Genomic DNA, 25111 nt, shown 5'->3' on the forward strand with positions numbered 1-25111 from the left:
GCGGGCACGAAAGGACGCTGCATGAACTTTGATCTAAGCGACGAACAGCAGATGTTGCAGGACAGCGCGCAGCGCTTCGTGCAGAAAAATTATACGTTCGAGCACCGCCGTACGCTGGTTGCTCATGGAGACGGCTTCTCGCGCGATATGTGGCGCATGTTTGGCGAAATGGGATGGCTCGGCGTGGCGGTGCCGGAAGCATTCGGCGGCCTGGGTTTTACTCCTGTTGAAAGCGCGCTGATCGCTGAGCAACTGGGACGGGCGCTGGTGCTCGAGCCCTATGTCATGTGCGGCGTGTTCCCCGCCGCGCTGGTGACCTATTGCGCGAGCGGCGCACAACGAGACGATTTGCTCGCGGAAATTATCTCGGGCGAAGCGGTGGTTGCCGTCGCGCACAGCGAGCGCGACGCACGAGGCGTCGTGTCACATGTGTCGGCAACTGCCAGCCAGATGGGAGACGGCAACTGGAGGCTCGACGGTCGCAAGACGCTGGTTGTGGGCGCGCCGGTAGCTGATCGCGTCATTGTCGTCGCGCGTGTCGCCGGCGGTGTGCGTGATGATGCGGGGCTCGCGCTCTTCGTGATCGATCCACGCGCTCGCGGCGTGACGCTCGAGCCATACAGATTGCTCGACGGCACGCCTGCGGCGGACCTGGTGCTTGCAGGCCTGACGCTCGATGCGAGCGCGGTGATCGGCACGCCCGGTGAGGCGTTGCAGGGTCTGCAGGCTGCAGTCGACGAATCCATCGTCGCGAGTTGCGCGGAGTTGTTGGGCGATATCGACGACACAATCGAGCTGACGTCCGAGTACCTGAAGACGCGCAAGCAGTTCGGCGTGCCCATCGGCAGCTTTCAGGCGCTGCAGCGCCGCATCGCCGATATGGCAATTGAGGCGATGCAGGCCAGAGCCACGTTGCACCGGGCGCTGCGTGCGCTCACCGAAGGCGATGCGACGCGCAGCGTTCAGGTGTCGGGTTGCAAAGCTCAAACTATCCGAAGCAGTAAATTTGTTTCGCAGCAGGGTATCCAGTTGCACGGTGGCTACGGCATCACGGACGAGTATAAGGTTGGTCATCACTACCGGCGCACGTTAATCTCCGATGTGCTGTTCGGCAATATGGAGTACCACCTGAAATGTTACGCGCAGCAGATTCAGGCGGACGCACGCGCTTTGGCTGCGTGACTCGAGGACGGAGAACATGGCGCAATCACAGGTACTGCTAACTGATCTGAACAATGGCGTTTTGACGTTGACGCTGAACCGGCCCGATGTCCGCAACGCCTTGAACCTTGCATTGACGAGAGCGCTTGTCGATGCCTTGACGCACTTCGAGGGCGATGACAGCCTCCGTGTTTTGATCGTCACCGGTGCCGATCCGGCGTTCTGCGCAGGGCTAGACCTTGCTGAATTTTCTGCTCCGGACGCGCCACGCAGCGAAGTCGCCGCCATGATCGACATGTGGCCACGACTGAGCAAGCCAGTCATTGCCGCGTGCAATGGGGCTGCGGTGACTGGCGGCCTCGAACTGGCGATGGGGTGCGATTTCATCATCGCTTCGGAGCTCGCTCGTTTTGCCGACACCCATACAAAGATCGGCGCGCTCGCGGGTGGTGGGATGACGGCGCGCCTGCCGCACATTGTGGGCTCACGCTGGGCCAAGCAGATCAGTTTCACCAGTGAGCCGTTCAATGCCGTTACAGCCCTGCGGATCGGTCTCGTCAACGAGGTGACTTCGCACGCGACATTGCTCGAACGGTCTCGTGCGCTTGCCGCAACCATAGCGAGCCGTTCGCCGGAATTGATCGGTACCGTCAAGCACGTTATCGACGCCGGAGCGCTCGCTTCGCTGAGCGAAGCGCTGAAAATAGAGAAGGCTGCGCTGGCCGAACGCAAGGCAAAGACGCCCATGGCGTGGCAGACAGAGCGATAGTTTAAAAGAGCGGGAAACTTGTCTGTACGCGCCGCGCAGAAAGGGGAAAGAGGGAGGCGTCGTTGACGCCTCCTTTGTGTCAGGCGAGCTTACTTAACGTATTTCCGGAATTCCGGTTTCCGTTTTTCACGAAACGCATTACCGCCTTCCTTCGACTCATCCGTTTCGTAGTAGAGCGCGAGCGCCTGCATCGCGAATGCACCGATGCCCCGGATATTTTCGCTATCCACGTTGAACGAACGTTTGGCGAGCGCGATCGCGGTCGGGCTCATCTGCAGGATCTCGTCACACCACTTCTTCGTCTCGGCGTCCAACTGGTCGGCCGGGACCGCAGCGTTGATCAAGCCCCACTCGAGCGCTTCTTTGGCGGTGTATTTACGGCACAGATACCAGATCTCCCGTGCACGTTTTTCGCCGATGATGCGAGCAAGATACGCCGTGCCGAAACCCGGGTCGACCGAGCCCACTTTGGGGCCGACCTGGCCAAAAATCGCTATCTCCGAAGCGATGGCAAGGTCACAGAGGGTGACGAGCACGTTGCCGCCACCGATCGCGTAGCCGTTCACCCGAGCGATGACCGGTTTCGGAATGTCACGGATAACGCTCTGCAGTTCTTCGATCGGCAGCCCCACCGTGCCGCGGCCACCGTAGCCGTCGCCGGACTGATCGCCGCCTGTGCAAAAAGCCTTTTCGCCGGCGCCCGTCAGCACGACGACGCCGATGGCCTTATTCCAGCCGGCCTTGCTAAATGCCTTGATCAGTTCTTCGCAGGTGTTCGCGTTGAATGCGTTGTGTACCTTCGGGCGATTGATCGTGATCGTCGCGACTCCGTCGGCTTCGCTATAAAGAATGTCCTGAAATTCCATGGTTATATTCCAGTTGCAGATTGAATGAGCGGGAGCGGGGCGTTAACCTGCCATCGTGAGGCCACCGGAGATGCTGATAACCTGGCCAGTGATGAACGCGGCGTCGTCGCTTGCAAGGAACGCCACGGTGCCGGCAATGTCGTCGGGTTCGCCCATGCGCCCAAACGGCACCGCCTTGACCAGCGCTGCCTTGATACGGTCGCCTTTTTCACCCTGCGCGAGGTTGTCGAGCAAGGCTGTAGCGGTGGGGCCGGGGCAGACGACATTGATGGGAATCTGCTGCCGCGCCATTTCACGCGCCATCGTCTTCGAGAATGCGATGATGCCGCCCTTGCAGAACGAGTACACCGCTTCCATCGACGAACCGACACGACCGGCATCCGACGAGATGTTCACCACTTTTCCGCGGCCGCGTTCGGCCATCCGCTTCAGTACGGCGTGATGCATGTTCAACGGACCGTACAGGTTGATGGCGACCACTTTGTCCCAAAACGGCTTCTCGGTCTGAAGGAAAAATGCCCCCATGTCCCAGCCCGCGTTGTTGACGAGCATCTCGATTGGACCGAGCTCTTCCTCTACTTGCGCGACAGCGCTATTCACGCCCTCGTGATCGGTGATGTCGACGCGATAGGCTCGCGCCTTGCCACCGGCCGATTCGATTTCTGCCACCACGCGGGCAGCATTGTCTGCATTCAGGTCGAATAGCGCGACGGTTGAGCCTTCTTCGCCGAAACGTTTGCTGATGGCTGTGCCGATACCGCCCGCAGCTCCCGTAACGACGACGACTTTGTTCTTGAGACCTTTCATTTTTGAATTCCTCGCATGATGTAGTGGGGCGCGGGGACGCCCGTCAAGCTTTGGTGACTGTTTCAGGGGGGCGCATTTTCTCGGCCGACGCGTGGCCGCTCAGCTGGGCTGCCTCTGTTTCTGTGTATCCAGCCTCGATTAGCACTTCGATGGTGTGCTCGCCGAGATTAGGCGGCAGGTACCGAACATTGCCTGGCGACTCGGAGAAGTGCACCGGGATGGACGTCATGACCATGTCTCCTTCAGTCGGATGCTCGTAGTGCTGGAAGAAACCGGTTTCCTTGATGTAGTGGTCCTGCATCAGGTCGTTCAACTCGCGGACAGGACCGTGCGGAACGTCGGCGGCTGCGAAAATGGCGTTCCACTCGGCCGTTGTTCGGGTCTTGATCGCTTCGCTCACGATGCGGTACAGCTCGTTGATGTTGCGCATGCGATCGGCAATGTGGCAGAAGCGTGGGTCGTCGAGCAGATGGGCCGCTTCGATCGCGCATAACACCCGCCGCCATTGTTCGTTGTTGACCGCGAGCAAACAGATGTGGCCGTCCTTTGTCGCGTAGGGGCGGCGGTGGGGCGAAAACATCCGTGTATAACCGAGCCCCGTTCCGTCCGATGAGCCAAGCGAGCCCTCCCACAGATGTTCGAAGAGGTTGAACTGAAGCATCGTTTCGAACATCGGCACCTGCACGCACTGGCCGAGCCCAGTGCGCTCCCGGTGATAGAGCGCCATGCTGACAGACGAGGCGAGCACGTATCCACAGAACTTGTCGACGATGACCGTGGGAAAGTAGCGGGGCGAGCCGTCGGCATCACGATTCATCGCAGCAATCCCGGTCTCGCCCTGGATCACGTCGTCGAAGGCCGGCCGATCCTTGTAGGGGCCGTCCGGGCGATAGCCGGGGCCCGATGCATAAATGATGCGGGGATTGCGGGCCTTGATACTCTCGTAGTCGATGCCCAGACGCCGTGCCGCGCTGGGGCGCATGCTGTGAATGAAGACATCCGCGGTTTCCGCCAGTCGAAGAACGGCTTCACGGCATTCGGCCAGTTTGAGGTTCAACGACACGCTCCGCTTGTTGCGGTTCATGATCGTATAAAACACCGCCATGTCGGGGTTGCGACCGGGGCCGTTCTTCCGGTTCTGGTCACCTTCGGGCGGCTCGACCTTGATAATGTCTGCGCCCATATCGCCGAGAAGTTGCGTGGCGACCGGCCCCAGCACATTGATGGTTAGGTCGATCACGCGCACGCCGGTCAGTGGGCCGGTTGGCTGATGCAGAGGTTGCTGTGGGGTGTGCATGGTCACGCCTTGTATTTTTTTCCTTTCACCAGCCGCAACGGCGTATACACCATGACTTCCGAGCCGTCCTGCTTAATCACGCGGTTGCGCGTGCGCACAAGTCCGAGGCCGGGGCGACCGTTGCTGGGACGGCATTCGATGACTTCACATTCGACATGGATGGTGTCCCCGACAAAGGTCGGACCTTTGATGTCGAGTTCCATGTTCAAGAAGGCGAAGCCGACCCCTTGCATCGTTGCCTGGGTCAACAGGCCTTCCATGAAGGTAAATACCAGGGCGCCTGGTGCGACCCGTCCCTTGATTGCGGACGTCTCTTTCAGAAACTCGGTGTTAGTAAACAGCACTTCGAGCATGCCGGTAACCGAGACGAAATTGACGACATCCGCCTCCGTGACAGTACGTCCCACTGTCTTGAACTTGCGGCCGACGGGCAGGTCTTCCCAATGAACTCCCAAGCCAACTGTTTCGATCTCTTCCATATTTGTTCTCTCTCCCTTGTTGTCACGCGTCTGTAGGTCGGGCACAGTGCTCAGTCTTCTTGACACGTCCGAAGACGCTGTCGGCGACGATGTTCCGCTGGATCTGATTGGTTCCTTCGATGATCTGAACCACCTTGGCGTCGCGGAAATAGCGGTTGATCGGATATTCGTTCGAGATACCGGCGGCGCCGAACAGCTGCACTGCGTCGGTAGCCACCTTCATCGCGACGTCCGAGGCAAACATCTTTGCCATCGCAGCCATCGGAGCGAGCTCGCGTCCTGTCGCGCCGGAGTCGACCAGTGAGGCGGTGCGGTAGACGAGCTGACGCGCGGCCTCCGTCTGCGTGATCATGTCGGCCACCATCCAGCGCACACCTTGAAAATGACTAACCGTCTGCCCAAAGGCGACGCGGTCCTGAATGAAGCGAATGGTGTGGTCGATCGCACCCTGTGCGATGCCGACAGCGCGTGCCGCCACGATCGGGCGGCTGGTATTGAGCGCTTCCATCGCGACTTTGAATCCCTGTCCCCCCTCGGGGCCAAGCCGGTTATCGGCGTTGATCATTGCGTCGTCGAAAAATAGCGGGCATGACGCCACGCCGCGCGCGCCCATCTTGTCTTCCTCTCGGCCGATCGTGAGCCCCGGCGTGCCACGGTCAACGACGAAGAGGTTTATTCCTAAATGATTGCCTGCTTCATCAAGCGTTTTAGCGGCGACCAGCATGAAATCGGCAATGTGTGAATTCGTGCACCAGATCTTCGAGCCATTCAACACGTAACCGTCCCCGTGGCGGCGTGCGGTGGTGCGGATTCCCGACACGTCCGAGCCACTTTGCGATTCCGTAATGGAAAGCGCGCCGCGCAAGTCGCCTGACGCAAGTCCTGGCAACAGCCGGGCCTTCTGCTGTTCAGTGCCGCCCGCCAGAATCGCGCCGAACGGCGTCCATTGCACGACCAACAGGTATCCCGTGTTGTAGCAAACGCGCCCCAATTCCTCGACCGCGATGCAGGCGGACATCACGCTGCCGGCGCCGCCATATGTCTCTGGGAAAGGAAGAGTGAAAAGACCCAGTTCTTTAAGCAACGCGTACATATCGTGCGGATATTCGGCTGTCCGATCGATCTCGTCCGCTCGAGGCGCCACTCTTTCCATTGCGACGCGCCTTACCAGGTCGCGGATCTGGATTTGGTCGTCTGTCAGTTGATAGGTCACGTTGAAAGTCTCTTGCTAATGATCCGGGCCTGATAGGTAAATGGCGTTCGGACCTATGTATAGATGGCCCGTACGGTCAAGCCGCCCTGGAAAGCTGCTGATCTTCATAAAAATGAACACTGTTCGATAAAGTAAACGATGGCTTTGGGCTCGTCAAGCGCGATGTCGGGCGAACGGGGGTTTGCCCGTAGTGCGCCCCGCGCACTGTTCGGATGTAGTGAGAGCCTTGCCGGACGGCGCATGAGTACTATTCGCCGCGGTTGACATGTTATCGGCTGCGTGTTTAGAATATAGAACAGCGTTCGGGTATTTGATTGATTCAGGTCGGGAACTAGCGCGACGGCCGGGTTCGGTGCCGAGACCCGTAGGGGAATGCATTGGGAGGAGCGGGAAATGGAGTCTGTTTGTCCTGAAGTCGACTATCAGAAGTTTCTGGCCGAAGGCCGTTTGATGATCCAGCGTAGCCGCGGCAGCGGCCGCCACGTGTTTTATCCGCGGGTGGCCGAGCCGGTTACGGGCGCGCGCGATCTCGAGTGGGTCGAAGCGTGTGGCCGGGGTACGGTTTATTCCACCACCGTGGTGAGGCAGAAGGCGCCCACGCCGAGTTACAACGTGGCGTTGATTGACCTCGACGAAGGAGTGAGGATGATCAGCTGTGTCGAAGGCATAGAGCCGGACGCGGTGCGCATCGGCATGCCGGTGCAGGCGAGGATCGTATTCAGGAACGACGCGCCGTTGCTCGTGTTCGAGCCCGCCTGACGCCAGCTAACCGGCAGCATACGCGCAAGGCATCTGCTGCACCGATAAGAGACATCGCATGGAATTCAACTTACGTGGGCGTACCGCGCTGGTGGCAGGCGCGACATACGGAATTGGCGAAGCGCCGGGAATGTCGTCGCTGGATCTCGCCGCGCGTGCATCGGTCGACGCACTGGCACAGGTCGGGCTGTCTCCGGCCGATGTCGACGGCCTGTTCGTCTGCACCCCGGACGACATGTTGTCCGGCCTGACATTCGCAGAGTACCTCGGTATTCACCCGAAGTTCACCGACAACAACCGCAGCGGCGGCTCGGCATTCGAGGTCTATGCGCACACGGCGGCGATGGCGCTGGTCACGGGCCAGATCGACGTCGCGCTGATCGCCTATGGCAGCAACCAGCGCAGTGCATCGGGCAAATTGGTGCAGTCGTCGCGCCCTTCTCCGTGGGAAAGCCCTTATAAGCCGATGAATCCCGTGTCGTCGTATGCGTTTGCCGCTGCAAGGCATATGCACCAGTACGGAACGACACGCCGGGATCTTGCCGAAGTCGCGGTGGCGGCCCGCAAGTGGGCCCAGCTCAATCCGGATGCGTACGTGCGTACGCCGCTAACTGTCGACGACGTGCTGGGCGCGCGTCTGGTATCCGATCCGCTATCCGTGCGCGACTGTTGTCTCGTGACTGATGGCGCGGCGGCCGTCGTGATGGTGCGCGCGGATCGCGCTCGCGATCTGACGGATAAACCGATCTATCTGCTCGGTGCAGCATCGGCCACGTCGCATCGGGAGATTGCGAACATGCCCGATCTTACCGTGACCGCCGCAAAGGAATCAGGGCAGCGCGCCTACGAGATGGCCGGCGTAAGCGCGAGCGAGATCGACGTTGCGATGCTGTACGACGCGTTCACGATCAACACGATCCTGTTCCTTGAAGATCTTGGGTTTTGCCCGAAGGGCGAGGGCGGCCGTTTTGTGTCCGACGGCGGGATTGCGCCGGGAGGCCGTCTTGCCGTCAATACCAACGGTGGCGGATTGTCCTGCGTGCATCCGGGCATGTACGGCTTGTTCCTGATGGAGGAAGCGATGCGGCAACTCACAGGACGTGCCGGTGAACGGCAGGTTCCTGGTGCGCGGCTTGCCATCGCGCATGGCAATGGCGGCGTATTGTCGAGTCAGGCAACCGTCATTCTCGGCACCGAAGAGACGTTGTGACGTGTGCCGGCCGGTGCCACGCGGCATGGAAGTCGCGCACCGCTCCGGCGGACCCGGTCAACAGGAGACAGACAGATGAGCGAAGAGACTACCGCCGACGCGACGCAGATCGTGCAGGTCCAATATGAAGGCGCGACGGCCATCGTCACGCTGAATTATCCCGAGCGGCGCAACGCGTTTTCGCTGAAGATGCGCGAAACCTTGTATGCGCGTCTGTACCACCTGATGCATCACGACGAAGCTTGCAGGGCAATCGTACTGACGGGCGCCGCCAACACGTTCTGCGCAGGTGGCGACATCTCCGAGATGAAACCGCGCAAGGTGCTCGAGTATCGCGAGCGCAATCAGTTGCCGCTGGAAGTATTCAAGCTGATGGTGTCCGGGCCCAAGGCCATCGTCGCGGCCGTCGAAGGTTTCGCGTTTGGCGCGGGTCTTTCGCTTGCTGCCGCGTGCGACATGGTGGTCACTTCATCGACGGCGCGCTACGCCAGTGCCTTCGTCAAAGTGGGATTGATGCCGGATACAGGCCTTTATTGGTCTCTCGCGCAGCGCGTGGGCGGCGGGCGCGCACGTGAGCTGATGCTAAGCGCGCGCGAATTCAATGGTGTCGAAGCGTTGCAGATCGGCTTTGCCAATCAGGTCGTCGAACCTGGTCGCGCGTTGGCCGCAGCGCTGGAAATCGCCAGCCAATATGCTGCGTTGCCGGCGGTCGCTACGGCGCATCTAAAAGCGGCGCTGGCCACAGGCATCCGTACGCTCGACGAGGCGATCGAAACGGAAGTCAACCTGCAGCCCATCCTGCGCCGTAGCCGCGAACACCAGGAGGCGGTCAGCGCCTTCATGGAAAAGCGCAAGCCGGTATTCGTGGCCGACTAGGAAAGCACATCATGAGCGAAAAGCACACGGACGAGAACACCGCGCCTGCATTGATCGAGGTCACTCGGGAAGGCACCGTGGCCGTCGTCACACTGAATAACCCCGGCCGCCGCAACGCGATGGGTAGGCAGATGCGCCAGCTACTGCGCGACACGATGCACCGCCTGATCTCGGCCGACCCCGAATCACGCGCGATCGTGCTGACGGGTGCGGGCGAGCACTTTTGCGCCGGCGCCGATATCTCCGAAATGACGAAGCGGACCATCCTGCAAAGCCGCGAGATTCTGGCCGAGTCATGTGTGGTGGTACGCGACATGCTGGCGGGAGCGAAGCCGGTGGTGGCCGCCGTCGAAGGGGTAGCGTTCGGCGCGGGGTTGTCGCTGGCAGTGGCCACTGATTACGTGGTGGCGGCATCGAACGCGCGCTTCTGTGCGGCATTCATGCGTGTTGGGCTGATTCCCGACACCGGCATTCTGTGGACACTCCCGGAAAAGATCGGCATGGCGCGCGCCAGAGAGATGCTGACGCTCGCAATGGAAATCGATGGCACCAAAGCGGGCGAGTTCGGCTTGGCAAACCAGGTGGTCGAGCCGGGCGCTGCGCTCGCTGCTGCTATCGAATTGGCCCGCAACCTCGGTGAACAACCGCCGCTGGGCGTTGCGTTGCTCAAGGCCGCTTTGACCGAGAGTGCCAACACCATGGAGTCAGCGCTGCGTGCCGAAATCGATTATCAGCCGGTACTGCGTCTGTCCAAAGATCATCAGGCCGCATGTCAGGCGTTTTTCGACAAGACCACGCCGGTTTTCACCGGTCAATGAACGTTGGGGAATCTCCGATGAGTGTCGAGCGAAATGAAGCGCCGCATGGCGCGGACGACGGGAACGATATCGTGCAGGTGCGCCACGAAGGGGATGTGGCTGTCGTCACGATGAACTACCCCCAACGCCGCAATGCCTTTTCGATGAAGATGCGCGTTGCGCTGACGGAGATCTTCCAGCGCCTTTTTCACGAGGACGCGGTTACCCGCGCGATCGTGCTCACCGGCGCGGGCGGCCACTTCTGCGCGGGCGGCGACCTGTCCGAAATGCAGACAGTCACACCGCCATTGCTTGAACTGCGCGAACGCATCGCCGTGGGCGTGCGTCTTTTCCGCTTGATCTACACCGGCACCAAGCCGGTCGTTGCTGCAGTCGAGGGGACCTGTTTCGGCGCCGGGCTGTCATTGGCAGCCGCTTGCGATTTCGCGGTGAGCTCCAGTGCAGCGAAATATTGTTGTGCCTTCACCAAGGTCGGTTTGCTGCCTGACACCGGCCTTCTATGGACGCTGCCGCAGAAGGTCGGTGGCGGCAAGGCGCGCGAACTCATGTTGAAAGCGGATTTGATCGACGCCGCTACCGCGCAGCGCATCGGCCTCGTCAATCAGACTACGGCGGCGGGCGAGTCGCTCGATGCCGCTCTGCAGCAGGCGGCCCGTTTCGCCAGCTACCCGCCGGTGACGCTGGCGCTGCTGAAGGCGAGCCTCGTCAACGCAGGCAATTCGATTGAAGACGCATGGCGCCTGGAAGTTGATCTGAATCCGCTAACCCGCCAAACCAGCGACCATGCGGAAGCGGTTGCCGCGTTCATGGAGAAGCGCAAGCCGGTCTTTACCGGCACCTGAGCAAGTTCACGCCCAGCTCATTTTGCTTTTTTCAGCCACTGGATTTAAGAACGCACATAGACCATGTTCACGACCGATTTGCTGAAGGATAAAAAGATTCTGATCACCGGCGGCGGCACCGGTCTCGGGAAGAGTATTGGCCGGCGTTATCTGGAACTCGGCGCGGAACTTGTCATTTGCGGCCGTCGCAAGGAAGTGCTCGACGCGACGGCCGACGAATTTCGCGCAGCTATCAACAACGCCCGTGTGACGACGATCACTGCCGACGTGCGCAACGCCGATTCGGTCGAATCGATGATGGACACAATTTGGCGCGAAGGTCCGCTGGACGTACTGCTCAACAATGCCGCGGCCAACTTTATCGCGCGTACCGAGACACTGTCGGCGCGCGCGGTCGACGCGGTGCTGGACATCGTGCTGCACGGCAGCTTCTATTGCACGATCGCCGCGGGCAAGCGCTGGATCGACGCCGCCCGCAAAGGCAACGTGATCAGCACCGTGTCGACGCCTACCATGACCGGTTCCGCTTTCACCGCGCCGTCGGCGGCGGCGAAGGCCGGGGTGCTCGCGATGACCCGTAGTCTCGCCGTCGAATGGGGACCGAAAGGCATTCGGCTGAACGCCGTGGCGCCAGGTCTGTTTCCGACAGAAGGCGCGTGGGAACAACTTTACCCACCGGGTTCACAGGTTGAATCGCAGGATCGCAGTGTTCCGTTGCGGCGTTTTGGCGACCATCAGGAACTGGCTGATCTGTACGCGTATCTCGCTTCAGATGGGTCCGGTTACATCACCGGTGACATGATCGTGATCGACGGCGGCCGCTGGATGCAGGGCGTGGGCGGCCCCACATTTCGCGCGATGCAGGACTGGAGCGACGAACAGTGGGACGCTATGCGTGCCCACGCGCGCAAGAGCTGAGCATGGGACCGCTCGCTGGCGTCAAGGTCATCGAACTGGCCGGTATCGGCCCCGGTCCGATGTGCGCAATGTTGCTCGCCGACCTTGGCGCAACCGTGCTCCGAATCGACCGGCGGCAACCGGTCAAACTCGGTATCGAGCGACCGTTGCGTTACAACCTGCTGCTGCGCAATCGCAGGACGATCGCACTGGATCTCAAGGACCCGGCCGCGATCGAACTTGTGCTAACCCTCGTGGAGGGCGCCGACGCGTTGATAGAAGGTTTTCGTCCGGGTGTGACCGAACGCCTTGGACTCGGCCCGCAAACGTGTCTGGAGCGCAATCCCAAGCTCGCCTATGGGCGGATCACCGGCTGGGGGCAGGACGGTCCTCTCGCACAATATGCCGGCCACGATCTGAACTACATCGCGATCACCGGCGTGCTGAATGCGATCGGCCGATTAAACCAGCCGCCGTCGATCCCGCTGAATCTGATCGGCGATTACGCGGGCGGTTCTCTGTACCTGGCAATGGGGCTGCTCTCGGCGATCCTTCATGCCCGCGGTGGCGGCGCGGGGCAGGTGGTGGACGCGGCGATTGTCGACGGCACGGCGAATCTGGCGACGACCTTTTTCGGCATGCACGCGGCAGGCATCTGGCGCGACGAGCGCGGCGCCAATATCACCGATTCGGGTTCGCATTTCTATGACGTCTACGAGTGCGCAGACGGCAATTGGATTACGGTGGGCCCAATCGAGGACAAGTTTTATCTGGAGCTCCTGCGACTGCTTGATATATCGCCGGACACGCTTGGCGCCCAGCTCGACCACCGCAACTGGCCGGCTGCACGAGCCTTGTTCGCGCTCAGGTTCAAGACCCGCAGCCGTGCCCAATGGACCACGCTGCTGGAACACTCGGATGCGTGCTTCGCTCCTGTCCTGTCGTGGTGTGAAGCGCCTGACCATCCGCATCTGAAAGCGCGCGGGACGTTTGTGGAAATCGATGGGATCGTGCAGCCGGCGCCTGCGCCGCGTTTTTCGTCGACGGTGCCCGCGATGCCGACGCCACCCGAAGCGCCGAATCCGGCCACTATCGAGGCAGCGCTGTCGGTCTGGCTGGATTTGCAAAGTATCAACCAACTGAAACGAGCAGGGACGCTGGCCTGAGAGGCCGCTGAGCGGGACAAAAACAATGGACGGCCGTCAGCGCCGCGGCAACGAATCGAGACGAGACACCATGGACCTGCGATATACCGACGAAGAACTGGCGTTCCGCGATGAAGTGCGAGCCTTTTTCAAGGAAGCGCTGCCTGAAGACATCCGCGCCAAGGCAGCGCTGGGACAGCGCTACTCGGCGGATGATCTGCGCCGCTGGCAGCGCATCCTGTACGAACGCGGCTGGGCGACGCCGGCGTGGGATAAGGCGTGGGGTGGAACTGGCTGGAGCGCGGTGCAGCAATACATCTTCAAGGAAGAGCTGCACATGGCGCCCGCGCCGGAAACGCTTTCGTTCAATGTCAACATGATCGGTCCGGTGCTGATCGCGTTCGGCAGTGAGGACCAGAAACGCGACTTCCTGCCACGTATTGCGAGTCTCGAATACTGGTTCTGCCAGGGTTTTTCGGAGCCGGGTGCCGGCTCGGACCTGGCGGCGCTGAGGACCCAGGCGCTCCGGGAAGGCGATCACTATGTGATCAACGGGCAGAAGCTGTGGACCTCGACGGCCCATCACGCGGACTGGATGTTCTGTCTCGTGCGTACCGACGCGAGTGGGAAGAAACAGCAGGGCATTACTTATCTGCTGATCGATATGAAAACACCTGGCTTGACGGTGCGGCCGATCATCACTATCGACGGTCATCATGAAACCAATGAAGTGTTTTTCGATAACGTACGGGTGCCTGTAGCAAACCGGATCGGCGAAGAAAACAAGGGGTGGGATTACGCCAAGTATTTGCTCGGCAACGAGCGCAGCGGCATTGCGCGTGTCGGCGTGTCGAAGATGCGCATCCGCCATGCCAAAGATCTTGCGAAGCGCGTTCCGTGCGGCGACGGTGTGCTTTGGGACAGCCCTCAATTCCGGGAGCGTGTCGCGTCTATCGAAGTCGAGTTGAAGGCGCTGGAAATCACGCAGATGCGAGTGATTGCTGAAAGCACCGCACGCGGTAGTCACACGCCGGACCCGAAGACGTCGATTTTGAAGATCAAGGGGTCGGAGCTTCAGCAACTCGCGGCCGAGCTGCTTCTGGAAGTGGCCGGGCCTGACGCGCTGCCCCTCGACCTCGATTTCCTGCGCGGCGTAGGCGAGCCGATCCGGAACCCCGACTGGGCACTGACTATCGCGCCGAATCACTACTTCGCGCGCCACGTTTCGATTGTGGGCGGATCGAACGAAATCCAGAAAAACATCCTCGCCAAGTCCGTTCTCGGACTTTGAGCAGCAATCGAAACGCGGAGAAGCAAGGGCCATGGACTTTGATTTTACCGACGAGCAACGCATGCTCAAGGACAGTGTCGACCGGCTTGTTAAGGACGAGTACAGCTTCGAGCAGCGTGCGCGCTACCTGGCTGAGCCCGATGGGTTCAGTCGCAAACAGTGGGCCCGCTACGCCAACATGGGCTTACTGGGCCTGACCTTCGCCGATGACTTCGGCGGCAGCGGCTGCGGCCCGGTCGAAACGATGATCGTGATGGAGGCGTTCGGGCGGGGACTCGTCGTCGAACCCTATCTGGCGACCGTGGTGCTCAGCGGTGGCTGCATCCGTCTTGGTGGCAGTGTCGCGCAGCGCGAGGCGATTCTGCCGCTCATTGCCGATGGTTCGTTGCTGATGGCCTTCGCACATGCGGAGCCGCAGTCACGGTACGACCTGGCCGACGTTGCCACCACCGCGCGACGCGACGGCGATGGTTGGGTGCTGGATGGAGCAAAACGCGTGGTGATACATGGCGGCAGTGCGGACAGGCTGATCGTGTCGGCGCGCGTTTCAGGCGGCCGCCGCGACCGCGACGGCATTGCGCTATTTCTCGTCGATGCGCATGCGCCTGGTTTAACGCGCCGAGAGTATCTGACTCAGGATCGGTTGCGCGCAGCGGATGTCGAGCTGTCGGGCGTACGCGTGAACAACGCGGATGTGATCGGCGAAGCAGGGAAGGCCCTTCCGCTAGTCGAATCGGTCGTCGCGCAGGCCATTGCAGCGCTGTGCGCCGAAGCCGTCGGCTCGATGGCGGCTGCGCACGAAGAAACGGTCGAATACCTTAAGGTGCGCAAGCAATTTGGCGTCGCCATCGGGTCGTTCCAGGCATTGCAACATCGCGCGGTTGACATGCTGGTGATGGTTGAGCAGGCCCGCAGCATGGCGCTGTTTGCCACCATGATGAGCGAGGAGCCGGACGTGAAAGAGCGCGAGCGCAGCATTGCAGCGGCCAAGGTGCAGATCGGCCGCGCTGGGCGGTTTGTCGCTCAGCAGGGCGTGCAACTTCACGGCGGCATCGGTATGACAGAGGAATGCAAGGTCGGCCATTATCTCCGTCGCCTGAGTGTGATCGACATTCTGTTCGGCGCCGCCGAACACCACTTGACCCAGCTCGCCAATGCGGGCGGACTGATCGACGCAGCGGCGTGAGTCCGCGGCTTCTTCATGTGAACGGAACCATTCAGATGAGCAGACTTTCTACCTCCGATTCGTATCAGGAACTGCGCGATGCGTTGCGCGATCTGTCGAATGAATATCCTGACGAATATTGGCGCCGCATCGACCACGAGCGCGTTTATCCGGAAGCGTTCGTCGACGCGTTGACGCGCGCTGGGTGGATGGCTGCGCTGATCCCTCAGGAATACGGCGGCTCGGGTCTCGGACTGAGCGAAGCTTCCGTCATTATGGAAGAGATCAATCGCAATGGCGGCAACTCCGGGTTTTGCCACGGCCAGATGTATAACATGAACACGCTGTTACGCAACGGCTCAGAGGCTCAAAAGAGGGCCTATCTGCCGAAGATCGCCAGCGGCGAACTGCGTCTTCAGTCAATGGCCGTGACGGAGCCGACCACCGGCACGGACACCACCAAACTGAAAACCATGGCGGTGAAGAAAGATGGCCGCTACGTCGTGAATGGTCAGAAAGTGTGGATCTCCCGTGTGCAGCATTCGGACCTGATGATTCTGCTGGCCCGTACCACGCCGCTCGCCGACGTCAAGAAAAAATCCGAGGGGCTTTCCTGCTTTCTGGTCGACTTGCATCAGGCGATCGGCAACGGTTTGACAGTGCGTCCGATTCCCAACATGGTCAACCATGAAACCAACGAACTGTTTTTTGACAACCTTGAGATTCCCGAAGAGAACCTGATCGGCGAGGAAGGCAAGGGCTTCAAGTATATCCTCGATGGACTGAACGCCGAGCGTGCATTGATTGCCGCCGAATGTATCGGCGATGGCTACTGGTTCGTCGATCGCGCGCGCAGGTACGCCACCGAGCGGCAGGTGTTCGACCGCCCCATCGGTATGAATCAGGGCGTGCAGTTTCCTATCGCTGAATCGTATATCGACGTGAGAGCGGCGGATCTGATGCGGTACAGGGCATGTGAATTGTTCGACGCTCACCAGCCATGTGGTGCCGAAGCGAACATGGCTAAACATCTGGCCGCCACGGCCTCGTGGAAGGCCGCTAATGCCTGTTTGCAGACGCACGGCGGCTTTGGCTTTGCCTGCGAATACGACGTGGAGCGGAAATTCCGCGAAACCCGCCTTTATCAGGTGGCGCCGATCTCGACCAATCTGATTCTGTCTTACGTGGCCGAGCATGTGCTGGACATGCCACGCTCTTTCTAGACGACCTGGCCACCGACGGAGACATCCATGGGCTACGAGACCATCCTGTACGACGTGAAGGACCGGATCGCCACGATCACGCTGAACCGTCCCGAACACTTGAACAGCTGGAACGACAAGGTGGCCACAGAAGTTTATGAGGCCATGCAGGCGGCAGGGGCCGACCGCGGTGTGCGCGTCATCGTGTTCACCGGAGCGGGCAAGGCGTTCTGCGCCGGCGGCGATATTCATAGCTTTGGCGGCGATCCCGCCGCGCTGATGACCAAGCTGCCGCGTCCTTTCGACATGCGCAAGCGCGCCGACTGGCAAACGCGCTGCTCGTACTACCCCGCGATACCGAAGCCGGTCATCGCCATGCTCAACGGCGCGACGGTGGGCATCGGCCTGATTCACGCGCTGTTTTGCGACATCCGCTTCGCTGCCGAGGACGCCACGATTACCACTGCTTTCGCGCGGCGCGGACTCACCGCCGAATACGGCATGGCCTGGATACTCTCGCACCATGTCGGGCATGCCAGGGCACTCGACCTGCTCCTGTCGGCGCGCAAGATCAAGGGGCTCGAAGCGGAACGAATGGGGCTTGTCAACCGCGCGTTTCCGTCGAGCACGTTGGCCGAAGAGACCTATGCCTATGCGCGCGACCTCGCTGAGAACTGCTCGCCACGCTCGATGCGCGTGATGAAGGCGCAACTTTGGGAAGTGCCGTTTCAGACGCCGCATGAAGCCATCATGTCCGCCGGCCTCGACATGCCGATTGCGAATCAGTGCGACGACTACAAGGAAGGCATCGCGAGCTTCCTCGAAAAGCGCAAGCCGAATTTCACCGACGATTGAAATCATACGGGGCAAAGTCATGCTGAAGTACGAAGTCATCAGGAACTGGCCAATTGAAGATGTGACCCAGAGTTACTCTGAGCGCGATGTGATGCTCTACGCGCTCGGTCTCGGCATCGGCAGCGATCCGCTCGACGCCGCGCAATTGCGCTATGTCTACGAGAAGGAGCTGCAAGCGATGCCGACGTGCGCCGCAGCATTCGCCTGGCCGAAATCATGGATGCGTGATCCGCGTGCCGGCGTTGACTATCTGAAGCTCGTGCATGGCGAGCAGGACGTCCGCTTCCTCCGTCCGATGCCGACAGCCGCGACCATCGTCAGCAAGACACGCGTGAGCCTTGTGTCAGACAAGGGAGCGGGTAAGGGAGCCATCGTCGAACTCAAGCGTGATCTGATCGAGCAGGGCAGTGGCGAACGGCTCGCCGAGGTGCGGCAAGTGTCTTTTCTGCGCGGCGACGGTGGCTTTAGTGCGGAAACCGGCATCACCGACCCGCCTCCGGAGGCGCTGCCGTCGGTTCCCGAGCGCGCCCCGGATAGCGAATTCGAATTTGCGACTTCGCCCCAGGCTGCGCTGATCTACCGACTTTCGGGCGATTCGAATCCGCTGCATGCCGACCCGGAGGTGGCAACGAAAGCCGGCTTCAAGCAGCCAATTCTGCACGGACTTGCGACGTACGGGATCGCAGGCTATGCCGCGATCAGAACCTGCGCTGGTAACGACGCCTCCCGCCTGAAGCGCCTTGCGCTTCGCCTTACGTCGCCGGTCTATCCTGGCGAAACTATCCGTTTTCAATTGTGGCGCGAGAGTGACGCACGTTTCCATTTGCGGGCCCGAGTCGATGCACGCGATGTGGTGGTGCTGAATAACGGCATCGTGGAGATTGGCTGAACACCGGACCGGAATGGTTGTCCTGGGCAAGTGTGGTCGAAGGAGTGTGTTTATGGATTTGCGAGAAAGTCTGGAAGACAAGGCCTTTCGCGCATCGGTTCGGGAATTTGTGGCGGCCCGGTTGCCGCCGGATATCCGCGAGCGAGTGCTCAATTTCCGTCATGTGCCGCGCGAAGATTACGTTCGCTGGCAGCGCATCCTCGCCGCGAACGGTTGGGGCGCGGCTGCGTGGCCGCTCGAATACGGCGGCGCGGGGTGGAACGCTACACAACGCAATATCTTCGACGAAGAGTGCTTTACCGCCGGCGCGCCTCGGCAGATGCCGTTCGGCCTGTCAATGGTCGGACCAGTACTGCAGAAGTTCGGGACGGCTGCGCAGCGCGCTTACTTTCTTCCTCGCATCGTGTCGATGGAGGATTGGTGGTGTCAAGGCTATTCCGAGCCCGGCGCCGGCTCAGATCTGGCTTCACTCAAAACGCGCGCTGAATGCGTTCCGCGCGATGGCGAACCGTTCTATATCGTCAACGGCCAGAAGACATGGACTTCGTTTGCCCAGTGGGCCAACTGGATTTTCTGTCTGGTGCGCACGCAGAGCGGCGATCGTCCGCAGGAGGGCATTTCCTTCCTGCTGATCGACATGAAAACGCCCGGCATCACCGTGCGGCCAATCAAGACGCTCGATGGCGGACATGACGTCAACGAAGTTTTCTTTGAGGATGTTGAGGTGCCGATCCGAAATCTGGTCGGCGAGGAAAATCATGGCTGGTCGATCGCAAAGTATCTGCTCGGCCATGAACGCACCAATATTGCCGGACTGGGCAACTGCAAACGCTTCATGTGCCGATTGAAGGAAATTGCACGCACGGAACGCAAACACGGCAAGCCATTGATCGACGATGTCCGCTTTCGCGACAGGATCGCGAAGGTCGAGATCGATCTGATCGCGCACGAGTGGTCGCTGCTGCGTGTGGCCTCCGCTGAATCGGCGGGACGGACGATTGGGCCCGAAGCGTCCGTGCTCAAGATTCGTGGCTCGGAAATCCAGCAGGAATTGACAGAGCTCATTATGGAATGCGCTGGTCCTTATGCGGTGCCATTCGTCGCCGACGCATTGGACGGGGAGTGGAGCGGAGAAACTGCGAACGGTGAACTGCTGAACGCGCTCGCCGCGCACTACCTCGACTGGCGCAAGATCTCGATCTACGGCGGTTCGACCGAGGTGCAGAAAAACATTATCGCCAAACTGGCGCTCGGCATCTGAGGAGACGTCATGGACTTTACGCTCGTCGAAGAGCAACAGATGCTGGCCGACGTGGTCGGCCGTTTCGTCGACAACGAATATGCTTTCGAAGCGCGGCGGCGACTGGCGACAACAACCCAAGGCTGGTCGTCCACGCACTGGTCCACGCTCGCTGACATGGGGCTGCTGGCATTGAACGTGCCGGAGGAACACGGTGGTCTTGGTGCTTCGCCGGTGGAAACCATGATCGTCATGGAGGCATTTGGCCGGGGGCTTGTGCTCGAGCCATTCCTTTCGTCGGCCGTGCTGGGTGCAAGACTGATTGGCGTTGCAGGCCACGAGGCGCGCAAGGCGTCGTGGCTCACCAGTCTCGCCGACGGCAATCTAAAGACCGCGCTCGCGACGCTTGAGCCGGGCGCGCGCTTTGACCTGTGGAATGTGACCACGACCGCGAAAGCGTCCGGTGCAGGCTATGTGCTCAATGGGCGCAAGGGTGTGGTCCTGCATGGTGACAGCGCAGACCTGCTGTTTGTCTCCGCACGAACGTCGGGCGAGCCGACGGACACGGCGGGCATCACGCTGTTCGCTGTAGACGCAAAAACACCTGGTGTCACGGTGAAGGGATTTCCGGCGCTCGATGGCCAGCGCGTCGCGGAGATTACGCTAGATGAGGTGCATGTCAATGCGGACGCTGTGCTCGGTACGGTAGACGGCGGGTTCGCGCTGTTGGAGTGGACGGTCGATCACGGCATCTTTGCGCTTTGCGCGGAGGCGGTGGGGACGATGGCAAAGCTGGCCGATCTCACCTACGACTATTTGCGCACACGCAAGCAGTTCGGCACGCCGATCGGCAAGTTTCAGGCTTTGCAACATCGCGCCGCCGATATCCTGACCGCCGTCGAGCAGGCCCGTTCAATGGTTTACTTCGCCGCCGCAAAACTTGCGGATGACGATAGGCGCGAAAGCCATCGCGCGGTCTGTGCTGCCAAGGCGATGATCGGGCGTAGCGGCCGCTTCGTTGGACAACAGGCTGTGCAATTGCATGGCGGTATGGGAATGACCGACGAACTGTCAGTCGGATGGTACGTGAAACGCCTGACCTGCATCGATATGACTTGGGGCAACACCGAACATCACGTTGAGTTGTACGGGGCCTATCTGTAGGCATCATTCATCTAATAGCCAGTGCGATAACCGCTATGTCGGTGCGCTTGGCCACGTCGCCAAAAGGAGACACCGAATGTCAGCAACCGGTCACGCAGCGCCGCCCGAGTCGGCGCCGATTCCCGCACACGTGCCGCCGGAGTTGGTTGTGGATGTGGATATCTACAATCCTCCCGGCGCCGAGGACGACTACCATCTCGCGCTGAAGAGGCTGCACGACGACGGCATTCCCGATATCTTCTGGACACCGAGAAACGGTGGTCACTGGATTGCGACGCGCGGAGATGACATCTACCAGATATTCAAAGACTACGAGAATTTTTCATCGAAGCAGCTGACCGTGCCGCTGGTCGAACATGCGCCGCTGCCGCCGATCTTCTTCGATCCGCCGCTGCATACGAATTATCGTGCGCTGATTGCTCCGGCTTTCATGCCCCAGGCAATCAGCAAACTCGAAGAGAAGGCCCGCGAGATGACGATCGAGCTGATCGAGGGCTTTTACCAAAAGGGTGAGGTGGAGTTTGTGTCGGGCTTCGCCCAACACTTGCCGATCGGTATTTTCATGAATATGGTCGCGTTGCCCGCAGAAGATCGCGACTTTTTACTTGGCCTCGCCGACAAGATGGTCCGCCCTGACTCCGCGGAGCAAAAGCTGGCCGCGCTCGGTTCGATTTTCGAGTATCTCGGCGTCAAAATTGCGGAGCGACGTGCCAACCCGGGCGACGACCTTATCAGCCGGATCGTTCAATCCAGGATCGACGGTCGAGCGCTCACGGATCAGGAACTGAAGGGGCTTTGCGGACTCGTGCTGATCGGCGGGTTGGACACGGTCGCATCGGCGATGGGTTTTATTGCGAATTTTCTCGCGAAAAGCCCGGCGCATCGCAAGGAGTTGATCGAACACCCGGAGCTCACGCAAAAGGCGGTCGACGAGCTACTGCGACGCTTTCCGGTGGTCAATCAGGGACGCCGCATCACGCACGACTTTGAATACAAGGGCGTGCAGATGAAGGAAGGTGACATGATCATTATTCCGACCACGCTGCACGGACTGGACGACCGTAAGTTCAATGATCCGCTTACGGTGGACTTTTCTCGCCCGACGCCTATTCACTCCACTTTCGGCAATGGCGCGCATCGCTGTCCAGGGTCGTTTCTCGCGCGCGTGGAACTCAAGGTGTTCCTGCAGGAATGGCTCAAGCGAATCCCTGAGTTCCGGGTCAAGCCGGGCGAAAAGGCGGGCGTGCATGGCGGCGTCAACGGCACGCTCTATCATTTGCCGCTGGAGTGGGATGTGCGTTAAGAAGAAAACAGGGGACTTCGGTGCCCTGCGTGCGGTTGGATAAGAGTCAGTGCGCGTCTCTCTGCTTAGCCGCAACCTGGATGCGCTTTACGTCATCGTACTGATTTGCCGCATCCCGTTACTCTGCTCATAGTGCCCGTGCGCTTACGAGGCAGTCGACAAGCGCGTGCGAGATTCGGAGAATTCGGCCAATCGTTACGACGGGTGGGTGAGGGGAGGCCATCCGAGATGGCCGGGTAGGGCGAGATCAGGAAGTATCGCCCAATGTTGTCGGCCAAGCGGCCAGGCGCGTTCGCTTCTCGCGCCTGGCCGCTTGGCCGTTGGTCAGCCGCGCGTGGTCTGTTTAGTAGTAGCGCTGCCCGTCGCGGCGAGATTCTCTGTGCGCACGGAGGGCACAACCAGCTTGGACACGTCGGCCTTAACTGGCATCCCTGCCGCTTTGCTTGCCGAATCGGAGATGCCACGGAGCAGGAAATGCGACAGTGCGGGAATCAGGATCAGCGCGCCGATCATGTTCCATAAGAACATGAACGTCAGCAAAATGCCCATGTCGGCTTGGAACTTGATTGGTGAAAACGCCCATGTAACAACACCCGCCGCCAGTGTTACCCCAACCAGTGCAACGACCTTGCCGGTGAATTGCACGGCCCGGCGGTACGCTTCGGCTAACGGCAGTCCTGCTCGCTGGTAAGACAACTGGACGCTCAACAGGTAGAGTGCGTAGTCAACACCGATGCCGACGCCCAGCGCGATCACCGGCAATGTCGAGACTTTCACGCCAATGCCGAGCATTACCATCAACGCTTCGCAGAGAATCGAAGTGACCGCGAGAGGCACGACAGCGACAATCACCGCGCGCCAGCTGCGGAAGGTGATGAAGCACAAAAGTATGACCGCACCGTACACCATGAGCAGCATTAACCGGTTGGCCTTCGCGACGACTACGTTCGTCACTGCATCGATGCCGGCCGAGCCAGCCACCATCAGAAACTGATGGTCCTTGTCATTGTGCGTTTTCGCAAAGTCTTCGGCAGCCGCCATGACGCGCGACAAAGTCGCCGCCTTGTGATCAGTCAGGTACACAATGATCGGCGCGGTCGTGCACGTCGCATTCAACAGGTCCGGATGGTCGAGCACAATCTGCGAAACGGTCTTGTTCTGGATCGACGGCACGCGGTCGATCGTGTACCACTTCGGGTAGCCTTCGTAGAAACCTGAGGTGACCCAGCGGGAAAGCGCGCCGATCGAGGTGGTCGTCTGGACGCCGGGCACTGTACGCATCATGGTCTCGAGTCGATCGGCCTCGACAGCAAGCGGAAAGTTGTTGCCGTCGCAACTCGTCTGCGAGGACTTGCCGATCACTACGAACAGGTCACTCGAAAGCCCGTAATGCGCGTTGATATAAGCGTTGTCGATGTTATAGCGCGAATCCGGCCGGAGTTCCGGTGCGCCCGCATCGAGGTCGCCGATCTGCAACTTCTGACTGACGCTCCAGCCGCCCAGGGCGAGAAGCGCTGCACAGGTAATTGCAGCAGTAGCCCATCGGCGTTCAGTGAAACGGTCAAGCACGTTCCACACTGAACCCACCGCATTATGTCCGGCGTTTTCTTCTCTCTCGGCCCTGACGCTACGTCGGGCGGCCGACGGGCTGACGCCGATGTACGACAGCAGAACCGGCAGCAGCAGCAAGTTCGTGAACACCAGCACGCCAACGCCGACGCTGGCGGTGAACGCGAGATCCTTGATCACGGGAATGTCGATCACCATCAGCACGGCAAACCCGACTACGTCGGCGAGCAGGGCAGTGAGGCCGGCGAGGAACAACCGCCGGAACGTGTAGCGTGCGGCGACATACTTGTGCGTGCCGCGGCCGACGTCTTGCGTAATGCCGTTCATTTTCTGGGCGCCGTGCGACACACCGATCGCGAAGACCAGAAACGGCACCAGAATCGAGTACGGATCAAGCACAAATCCCAGCGTCTTGATGATGCCGAGCTGCCAGATCACGGCAATCAGCGAGCAACTCACTACCAGTAAAGTGCTGCGAATGCAGCGCGTGTAGAGAAAGATCACTACGAGGGCGATCAGCGCTGCCATGCCGAAGTACATCGTGATGAGGTTGAGCCCCGAGATCAGATCGCCGATCAGCTTGGCAAATCCAACGACGTGTACGCGCACTTCGCCATGCGACTCGCGCTGTAAAACGTCTTCGATCTGGCGAGTGAGCTTGGCGTAATCGAGGGGCTTGCCAGTGTCGGGATAAGTGTCGAGCAGGGGTATCTGGATCATGCTCGATTTCAGGTCGTTCGCGACAAGGCTGCCAACGATGTTGGCACGCGCGACATTGGTACGGAGCCGATCGATCTGCGCCGGTGAGCCGTCGTAGCTTTCGGGCATGACAGGGCCGCCCGCAAAACCGTTTTCCGTCACAGTATTCCAGCGTACGATCGGCATCCACAACGACTTGACGCCGGGGCGGTCGACGCCAGGGATCAGGAACAATGCATCGTTGATCCGTTTGAGCGCGTTCAGATACGTAGGATCGTACACGTTGCCATTTTTAGCTTCGACGACGACCCTGATCGAGTTCCCGAGTCCCTTGAGATCCGCCTTGTTCGTCAGATAGTTGCGGATATACGGGTGCGACAGCGGGATCATCTTCTCGAAGCTAGCGTTGACTTCGAGACGCGACGCCTGAACGCCCAGAATCGCCGTCACTAATGCGCAGATCAACATAAGCCATGGGCGACGGTTGAATATGAGCCGTTCGAGCATGTTTCCGGATCGCCTGTCGAACGTAGTGGGATCAGTCACTACCGGCATTTTGTCGAATTGGGCGTTGCTACCTGCCGCCATGTCTGAC

The 25111-nt window shown here is 60.2% G+C and carries 23 protein-coding genes; 17 read left to right on the forward strand and 6 right to left on the reverse strand.

Features of this window, described 5'->3' with window-relative positions; translation table 11 throughout:
• The first annotated feature begins 21 nt into the window (after positions 1–21).
• Together B0G69_RS36225 and B0G69_RS36230 are read left to right on the forward strand one after the other, a co-directional pair.
• Entirely contained in the window at positions 22–1182 is a 1161-nt protein-coding gene (locus B0G69_RS36225) for an acyl-CoA dehydrogenase (protein WP_121324861.1), read from the forward strand.
• A gap of 16 nt (positions 1183–1198) precedes the next feature.
• Entirely contained in the window at positions 1199–1930 is a 732-nt protein-coding gene (locus B0G69_RS36230; protein WP_121324862.1) for an enoyl-CoA hydratase, read from the forward strand.
• 89 nt (positions 1931–2019) lie between these two features.
• Here the strand turns inward: B0G69_RS36230 and B0G69_RS36235 are convergent, their stop codons facing one another.
• Genes B0G69_RS36235 through B0G69_RS36255 form a run of 5 tightly spaced genes read right to left on the reverse strand, consistent with a single transcriptional unit; the run spans position 2020 to position 6592 of the window.
• Positions 2020–2796: an enoyl-CoA hydratase-related protein gene (locus B0G69_RS36235; protein WP_121324863.1), complete on the reverse strand. Its 777-nt coding sequence runs from the start codon at positions 2794–2796 to the stop codon at positions 2020–2022.
• Between the two features lie 42 nt (positions 2797–2838).
• On the reverse strand, positions 2839–3603 hold the full coding sequence (locus B0G69_RS36240; protein WP_121324864.1) for a glucose 1-dehydrogenase: 765 nt from the start codon (positions 3601–3603) through the stop codon (positions 2839–2841).
• A gap of 43 nt (positions 3604–3646) precedes the next feature.
• Entirely contained in the window at positions 3647–4900 is a 1254-nt protein-coding gene (locus B0G69_RS36245; RefSeq protein WP_121324865.1) for a CoA transferase, read from the reverse strand.
• A 2-nt stretch (positions 4901–4902) separates the two neighbouring features.
• Positions 4903–5379, reverse strand: coding sequence for a MaoC/PaaZ C-terminal domain-containing protein (locus B0G69_RS36250; RefSeq protein WP_106285318.1), 477 nt, complete (start codon positions 5377–5379; stop codon positions 4903–4905).
• 22 nt (positions 5380–5401) lie between these two features.
• The gene (locus tag B0G69_RS36255) at positions 5402–6592 is read right to left on the reverse strand and encodes an acyl-CoA dehydrogenase family protein (protein WP_121324866.1); all 1191 of its coding nucleotides are present in this window, start codon (positions 6590–6592) and stop codon (positions 5402–5404) included.
• Between the two features lie 393 nt (positions 6593–6985).
• Between B0G69_RS36255 and B0G69_RS36260 the strand changes: the two genes are divergently transcribed.
• The 15 genes from B0G69_RS36260 to B0G69_RS36330 all read left to right on the forward strand — a co-directional run bounded on the left by B0G69_RS36260 (position 6986) and on the right by B0G69_RS36330 (position 22248).
• Positions 6986–7351: an OB-fold domain-containing protein gene (locus B0G69_RS36260; protein ID WP_121324867.1), complete on the forward strand. Its 366-nt coding sequence runs from the start codon at positions 6986–6988 to the stop codon at positions 7349–7351.
• A gap of 58 nt (positions 7352–7409) precedes the next feature.
• Positions 7410–8561: a thiolase gene (locus tag B0G69_RS36265; protein ID WP_121324868.1), complete on the forward strand. Its 1152-nt coding sequence runs from the start codon at positions 7410–7412 to the stop codon at positions 8559–8561.
• A gap of 75 nt (positions 8562–8636) precedes the next feature.
• Positions 8637–9437: an enoyl-CoA hydratase-related protein gene (locus B0G69_RS36270; RefSeq protein WP_121324869.1), complete on the forward strand. Its 801-nt coding sequence runs from the start codon at positions 8637–8639 to the stop codon at positions 9435–9437.
• An 11-nt stretch (positions 9438–9448) separates the two neighbouring features.
• Positions 9449–10255 carry an enoyl-CoA hydratase/isomerase family protein gene (locus B0G69_RS36275; RefSeq protein ID WP_121324870.1) on the forward strand — a complete coding sequence of 269 codons (807 nt, stop codon included), beginning with the start codon at positions 9449–9451 and terminating at the stop codon, positions 10253–10255.
• Positions 10256–10272: 17 nt separating this feature from the next.
• Positions 10273–11097 carry an enoyl-CoA hydratase-related protein gene (locus tag B0G69_RS36280; protein ID WP_241991653.1) on the forward strand — a complete coding sequence of 275 codons (825 nt, stop codon included), beginning with the start codon at positions 10273–10275 and terminating at the stop codon, positions 11095–11097.
• Positions 11098–11160: 63 nt separating this feature from the next.
• On the forward strand, positions 11161–12015 hold the full coding sequence (locus tag B0G69_RS36285) for an SDR family oxidoreductase (RefSeq protein WP_121324872.1): 855 nt from the start codon (positions 11161–11163) through the stop codon (positions 12013–12015).
• Between the two features lie 2 nt (positions 12016–12017).
• The gene (locus B0G69_RS36290; protein WP_121324873.1) at positions 12018–13160 is read left to right on the forward strand and encodes a CaiB/BaiF CoA-transferase family protein; all 1143 of its coding nucleotides are present in this window, start codon (positions 12018–12020) and stop codon (positions 13158–13160) included.
• 70 nt (positions 13161–13230) lie between these two features.
• Positions 13231–14430 (forward strand): acyl-CoA dehydrogenase family protein, encoded by a 1200-nt coding sequence (locus B0G69_RS36295; protein ID WP_121324874.1) that lies wholly within the window; start codon positions 13231–13233, stop codon positions 14428–14430.
• The gene (locus B0G69_RS36300; RefSeq protein WP_241991654.1) at positions 14369–15616 is read left to right on the forward strand and encodes an acyl-CoA dehydrogenase family protein; all 1248 of its coding nucleotides are present in this window, start codon (positions 14369–14371) and stop codon (positions 15614–15616) included. The genes B0G69_RS36295 and B0G69_RS36300 overlap by 62 nt, the downstream gene beginning before the upstream one ends.
• A 35-nt stretch (positions 15617–15651) precedes the next feature.
• The gene (locus tag B0G69_RS36305) at positions 15652–16818 is read left to right on the forward strand and encodes an acyl-CoA dehydrogenase family protein (RefSeq protein WP_121324876.1); all 1167 of its coding nucleotides are present in this window, start codon (positions 15652–15654) and stop codon (positions 16816–16818) included.
• Between the two features lie 27 nt (positions 16819–16845).
• On the forward strand, positions 16846–17652 hold the full coding sequence (locus tag B0G69_RS36310) for an enoyl-CoA hydratase (protein WP_121324877.1): 807 nt from the start codon (positions 16846–16848) through the stop codon (positions 17650–17652).
• 19 nt (positions 17653–17671) lie between these two features.
• Positions 17672–18541: a MaoC/PaaZ C-terminal domain-containing protein gene (locus tag B0G69_RS36315; RefSeq protein WP_121324878.1), complete on the forward strand. Its 870-nt coding sequence runs from the start codon at positions 17672–17674 to the stop codon at positions 18539–18541.
• Between the two features lie 52 nt (positions 18542–18593).
• Positions 18594–19802 (forward strand): acyl-CoA dehydrogenase family protein, encoded by a 1209-nt coding sequence (locus B0G69_RS36320; RefSeq protein ID WP_121324879.1) that lies wholly within the window; start codon positions 18594–18596, stop codon positions 19800–19802.
• A 9-nt stretch (positions 19803–19811) separates the two neighbouring features.
• Complete coding sequence (locus B0G69_RS36325; protein ID WP_121324880.1) at positions 19812–20945, forward strand: acyl-CoA dehydrogenase; 1134 nt, start codon at positions 19812–19814, stop codon at positions 20943–20945.
• A 76-nt stretch (positions 20946–21021) separates the two neighbouring features.
• Positions 21022–22248 carry a cytochrome P450 gene (locus B0G69_RS36330; protein WP_121324881.1) on the forward strand — a complete coding sequence of 409 codons (1227 nt, stop codon included), beginning with the start codon at positions 21022–21024 and terminating at the stop codon, positions 22246–22248.
• 324 nt (positions 22249–22572) lie between these two features.
• Here B0G69_RS36330 and B0G69_RS36335 read toward each other — a convergent pair whose 3' ends face one another.
• A complete protein-coding gene (locus B0G69_RS36335) occupies positions 22573–25104 on the reverse strand; it encodes an MMPL family transporter (protein ID WP_121324882.1) in 2532 nt (843 codons plus the stop codon).
• Between the last annotated feature and the right edge of the window lie 7 nt (positions 25105–25111).

The organism is Paraburkholderia sp. RAU2J (assembly GCF_003634845.1).
Taxonomy (GTDB): Bacteria; Pseudomonadota; Gammaproteobacteria; order Burkholderiales; family Burkholderiaceae; genus Paraburkholderia; species Paraburkholderia fynbosensis.